General features: G+C 59.4%; 1 protein-coding gene. It reads right to left on the bottom strand.

Annotated features, from left to right (window positions below):
* A partial coding sequence (locus ABX749_RS16915) for a CARDB domain-containing protein (RefSeq protein WP_372897006.1) occupies positions 1-6,585 on the bottom strand: 6,585 nt, incomplete at both ends.

Genomic DNA, 6,585 nt, shown 5'->3' with positions numbered 1-6,585 from the left:
TCAGTTTCGCGGCGACGTTGTTGTTCTCGCCCGCCGAAAGCTCACCGAGTTGGCCGGCCGTGTCGGTGACGAGCAACAAAAATTTGTTGCCCTCTAGATCGACCGGCAATCGAATCGTCCGAGATTCCGATCGTGCTTGCCCGGGATCCAGCGGCGCAGAAATGATGAACTCATCGACCAGACGGTCGTCGCCGGAAAGTGTTTGATTGTCCGAAAGGTAGACGCGTTGTTGCCAGGTTTCGGCGGCGGCGGTTCCCGAGTTCAAAAAGTCCCAGGTCAATTCGACTTGTTGTCCCGAGTTGCCCGCCGCCGGTGCGTCGAAGTTGCGGATTTCGACGTCCGGGTGCGTCATCGTCGTGATGCCGCCGTACAGCGAATTGTTGTTCTCGTAGGGACCCTCGAAAATGCGATTGTTGTAGTCGCTGACGATCTGAATCCGATAGTCGCCGTCGGCGAGATCGGGCAGGTTGGTCGTCATCATCGACACGTAACTTTGGCCCGGACTGAGCGGGCCGGACTGCAAGACCGTTCCGATCAGGTAGCGGGTCGCGGGATTACTGACCGATTCGAGATAAACCCGGTCGTACCAGTGCGTCGCGGTCGGCTCGTCACCCTGATTGGTGACCTCCCAGGTGAACACGTTGCTTTGCCGTGGTTGTCCGGCCGTCGGTCCGGTGATGGACGTCGGCAGCAAGTCGACCAGCGGGGGGAAAGTCAGTTCGAGGGCGGCGGAGGCATAGACGTTGTTCTCGTCCGACTCGCTGATCCAATCAAAGTAGTCGACCGCTGCGAGCAAGTAATAGGTTCCGGCAAGCAGGTTGTCATCGAGCGGCAACGTCAAAGTCAGGTCCAGCGGATAGCTGTCACCGACCGCCAGCGGATCATCGCGTGAGACGCTTTCGAGCAAGACATCGTTGCCGTCGAGGATCAGGTCGGTGGACAGGTAAACCCGGTCTCGCCAAGCGTTGCCTCCGGCGACCGATGCACCGGAATTGGTCACCTGGAAACTGACCGGGATGTCGCCGCCGAATGAATAGGTCGTTTCCGGCGTGGTCAGGTTGCCGCCGACCAGCTCCAAGTCGGGCAGCGCCCAATCGAAGGTCCCGGTGAACTGGTCTTCGATCGGTTCGCCGTTGATCTGGTCCTTGTCTTGATTCATCACGTTGCCGACGAAATCCAACACGTCGGGACCGATCGTGATGCTGTATTGCCCGTCGACGTATTGGGCGAAGTCTGGCCGCAAGAGGAACAGGTTGTCGGTTTCGGCGAACGGTTCGATCGAATCAATATTGATGGGCACAGCGCCGGGACCGATCAAGGTGACATCGTCGACGAAGAACGACTCCGGATCGATCGGTTCGTCAAATTCGATGATCAAGAAGGGGCCGTTGGGATAAACAGCACTATCCGATGGCGTGATGCTGGTGATCGCCGCACCGCTGGAGAATCCCGTGATGAATTCCAGGCTGGTCGGTGACAATTCGGGTGCGAGCAATTGGCTGCCGAAATCGAGGCCTTCATAGGTAGGCGTTCCGAATTTGCCGTCGAACGTCATCACCAGATAGCTATCACCTTCGGCGGGTTGATACCCGCCTCCCTGAACCGTCCGAATGGTGCCCAAAAACTCGACGAACCCGGTGACCTCCAGCACGTCATGCTGGGAAATCGGTGCCAGCCCGGCGATGTCAAACTCCAGATCACCGAGCGTGTCGAGCAGCAGATTACCGTCAATCGTCAACTTCCCCGCCGGAGCGAGCAACCCGCCCACGATCAGGTCGCCCACGACAACACCGTTGCCCGTCAACACGGATCCGGGCTCAAGCGTGAATTGCCCGCCCACCACACTGTTGCTGCTGGTCGTCACGTAGACCCCGCTCAGGTCGGTCAGCGATGCGGAATTGGAGCTTCCTAAATCAACGGCGCCGCCGTAGCGTGAATGGATCCTTGAGTACCGCGCATCACCGGACAGGCTGCCGGCCGAGGGATCGGTGAATGACTGGAGTCCAGAGAGATTGATCGAACTACCAATCCCCTCACTGAGCAATTCGACGCGTCGTCGTCGTTGATCGCCCTGGCTGGTTTCCGTGATCGTTTGGGTACCGGAAAGATCAATGACCCCGCCGGAAAGCGATTCCAACAACAGAAGTGAGTTATAATTGTTTCCACCCGTGATTTGGGTCACGTTTTGCAGATCGATGACGCTTCCATAGCCTTCGGCGCGCAAGACTTGCGATTGGCTCGAACCGGTGGTTACATGGGTGATCGACGTGACCGCGGGCAACGCGAGGGTCACTCCATCGATCACGATCAAGTTCGCGCCGTCGATGTTACTCAATAGTGGCAATGCGACGTGACCGCCACCGGTGAGCGTGATCTCGCCGCGTTGGAGCGTGGTCAAAGCGGGCGAGGCGACTTGGTAGCCATGGATACGCAGCGCGGTTCCGGGCGCGTCGGTCAGCGCGTTCAATTCGATCGTTCCGGCACCAACCGGTTCAATCACGCTGTCGCGTGCCGATTCGAGTGCAGGTGCGGGAAACGTTCCGAGCTCATCCACATAGACGCGAACGCCACGAATCGTTGTTAAGGCTCCGGCGTCAACTTCTCCGCCACGGGTGGCGGTCAGGGTGGAGTAGACTTTGTCACCCGAATACGGCACCGGCGGTTGGCCGACATCGGTGAGTGTCGTGAGCATCGAGACATCGATTCGACTTGCGCGGCCGTCGGCGATAAAGTGAACCGCCCGACGACGGGTGTCGCCTGAAGACGGGTCCGTGACCGTTGCCAGTTTTGGCAGTTCAATCGCCCCGCCGTCTTGGGCTTCGAATCGAAGCGTCGCTTCGTAATGGGTGCCGCCGGTGATCTCGGTCAGATTCGGCAACGAGATTCGGCTGCCATCTCCCGATGCGATGAACTGTCGCGTTTGATAGTTGCCCGTCGAAACGTGCGAATAAGCGGTGACCAAAGGAAACTCGACTTCGATTCCCGAAGACACCGTCACGCCGGATCCGTCAAGATTGGTCAACGAGACGAGGTTGGCGCTCCCATCGGCAGACAGGTTGATCGTTCCCTGCGTAAACTCGGTGATGTTGGGTGCGTCGATGGTCGCATCGTTGGCGACGAACGACGTGTAACTGGCTGTCAGCAGATTGGGAAAACGGACCGTGTTGCCCTTTGCCGCAACTTCCGAAGCGGACAGGGTGGTGACGCCGTCGAATGTCCAATCACGACGCTCATCGGGCTCGATCCGAACCCCGATCAACGTCTGCAGGGCATCGAGACGAATTTCGCCGCCGCGACTGAACACCAATTGTGATCGCTGACCGTCACTGCTGGACGACCCGCTGCTGTCTTGGAATCGCGACAGCGAACGCAGGTCGATCGAACTGTCCCGATCCCGAGCCACGACGTGGATCGCCCTGCGCCGTGTGTCGCCGGACAGTCCGTCGACGATCTCGGTAACACCGCGTAAATCAATCCGTCCGCCCACGTGCGATTCGATCGTCAAGTCATTGTCGTAGAAGGTTCCCCCGGTGATTTTTGTCAGTCCGCTCAAATCGATCGACGAACCGGCACCGCGCGTCGTCCAAGCTCGGTCTTCATAATTGCCGGTGGCAATGAAGTCGTATTCGGTGACACCCGAAAGATCGAGTGAACCGCCGTCAAAGACGGACAGTGAAACACCGTCGATCTTGGTGAAATGGCTCCAATCGATCGCCAATCCGCCCCGCAGGTTGATCGCACCGCGATTGAGTTCCGTAAGAGCACTCAAGTCGGCCGTCGCTTGATTCAGCGTGATCGTCGTGTTGGCCGCGGCGGTCAGTCCGCTGAAATCGTAATCGCCGAAACTCAAATTCAGGTAAGCATGATTCACCGATTGGATGTTTGCCGTTTGCATCGCGCCACGGCCGTCGAGTGAAATTTCCACACCGACCAGTGACTCGATCGACGGCGCATGAATCGTCCCCCAATCGTAGGCGACCAATTGGGAACGTTCGTCCGGATTGGCATCGGAGAAACTTGTCAGCGCGTCCAGACGGATTTCGCTGCCGAACCCCGAAGCGACGAATCGCACGCGGCGAACCCGGGTATCGCCGCCCCCATCGTTGATCTGGGTAACCGCGGGCAGATCGATCGTGCTTCCGGCCGTCGCGGAAATCGTCAGATCCGTATCATAGTGCCCGCCCCCAGTGATAGCGGTCAAACCGGTCAGCGCAATCAAACTCTGTGGCCCGTCGGTCGTCCATGTTCGGTCTTGGTAGTGTCCGGTCGATGCGTGATCGTACGTCGTAACCAGCGGCAGACTGATCGACGAACCGTCGCCGGCAAACAGGGAGGTTCCATCGATGTTGGTCAACAAAGGCGCCGAAATCGCGGCGAGATGGTGCAGCGTGATCGACCCGCGGGTGAACGACGTCAGCGACGAAAAATCGACCGATGAACCCGTCGCGGTCAGACGGACCGACGTGGCCGTAGCCACCGCACTCAAATCCAACGTCGATGTCCAGGGCTCGACATCGACCCGATCGAGCGACGTGACATTTTGCAACGTGACGCGGCTCTGGGCTTCACGGACGACCCGCACGCCGACAAGCGTTTGCAGCGACGGGGTATTGATCGTTCCACGATCTCGCGCCTCGATCGAGGAGTACTCCCCATCGAATTCCGAGGAACGATCGTTGATCGAGGTCAACAGCGGTGCGTCGATCAAACTGCCGTGACCGTTGGCGACCAAGTTGATTCTGCGCAGCCGCAAGTCACCGGAATTCGGGTCCTCGATCGTCACCAAGGCCGGCATTTCGATTTGCCCACCACCGAACACGTCGATGCCGAGACGTGCCTGGTAATGAGTCCCCCCGGTAATCGTCTGCAACGCATCAAAGACGATCCGGCTACCGGAGTCTTCGACGAACCAACGCCGCGTTTGGTAGTTCGCCGTCGACCCTTGGGAGTATTGAGTCAGGGTCGGAAAATGCAACGCGGCGCCTCCGACGACAGTCAAGCTGGCGCCGTCCAAGTTCACCGTTCCGTCGGCGGTAAAACTCGCATCCGGCCCCGAAGCCGCCAAGGTCGCACCGTTGTTGACGACCAGCGATCCCGAGAGCACCGAGCCGTCATGAATCGTCAGCGACCCGCCAGTGATTTGCAGATTCCCCGAACCGTTGATGCTGCGGACCGCTTGGCCGCCGACGGAGATCGTGACCGTCACCGCCGCGTTATCCAAAATGACATCGTCCTCGGCGTCGGGGACTTGGCCGGTACTCCAGTTTGCCGCCGTCGTCCAATCGCCGTCGCCACCGATCCAGGACACCGGTGCGGCCTGTGCCGACGGAGACTCCGCCGGTGCCATCGGGAGCTCGGCGTGTGCGACGATGTCGTTGTTTTCAATGACCGGGGCCGCAGCAATGATCGGTTGCTCGGCGGTCGCAATCGGACTGTTTGCGACATCGCCGTTCACATCGGCGTTGACCAATGTCACGATGGACGGCGCAAAGATTCGGCCGTCGGACGTTTCGGTCAGAAACGAACGCACGTCCCCGTTGACGTCGATCAGGTTTACCAGCGAATCGAGTGCGATCTCCGAACCGCTGCCCGTTGCCGTGAACCCAAACCGTCGTGTCCGCGTGTCCCCGTCGGGACGATCGACGATTTGTTCGACGCCGCTCAGATCAAGCGATCCGCCGTTGCTGACAGTGACATTGAGTCGGTTCTGGTAGGCACTGCCGCCACGAATCCATTTCACTCCGGACAGATCGAGTTTGCTTCCAGACCCGCTGATTTCCCAAGTCGACTGTTCATAATTTGAGGACAGCGCCAGGTCATAGGACTCGATACCGGGCAACGAGACTTCAGTCCCACCGTAAACTCGGAAAGCCGTCCCATCGATCGTCGTCACCGCCGGCAGCTGGATCGTCGCGCCGGCGTCGGTGGTCAACGTGTTGAAGACGAACCGCGTGATGCCGGGCAAGGAAGCGTTGGTATTGTTGAGCGACAATTCGGTCCGGCTGATCGACTGCAGCGACGTGAAATCACTCGGCATCGAATGAATCGTCACCGCACTGTGCTCCAGGCGAACCAGGTTTGCCGCGGCCAGATCACCAGCCGTGTCCAGCGTCGTGGTGACGCCATGCAAGTCCGTCAGCAGAGGAGCCACCAGTCGTCCGCCGGCGGTCGCATCGATTCGCGACCGCTGGTCGGTGTTTCGATCAATGATTGAGGTCAATGCACTCAGATCGATTTGGCTGCTCTCGCCTTCCGCCGTCACTTGAAACGACCGCACGCGGGTGTCGCCGCCCCTGGGGTCGATCAGCTGCGTGACCGATGACAGATCGAGCACGCCTCCGCCGGTGGCCCGGATGGTCATGTCGGTGTCGTAGTGGCTGCCTCCTAAAACGCCCTTCAGGTTCGGCAGTTCGAGTCGGCTGTCGACGCCATCGACGTGCCAGGTTCGATCGACGTAGTTGCCCGTTGATGCATGTTGATACTGGGTCACACCGGGGAGCGAAACGGTGACTCCGCCGCTGACGTTCAGGTCGGTACCGTCGATATTGGTCAACAGCGGCGCCGTAAACGTCGCTCCCGCGGTCG

The sequence above is a fragment of the Stieleria sp. genome, from assembly GCF_041595215.1.
GTDB classification, from domain to species: Bacteria; Planctomycetota; Planctomycetia; order Pirellulales; family Pirellulaceae; genus Stieleria; species Stieleria magnilauensis.
The sequence above is the reverse complement of the archived record's forward strand: the minus strand, read 5'-3'. Positions and strand labels throughout refer to the sequence as shown.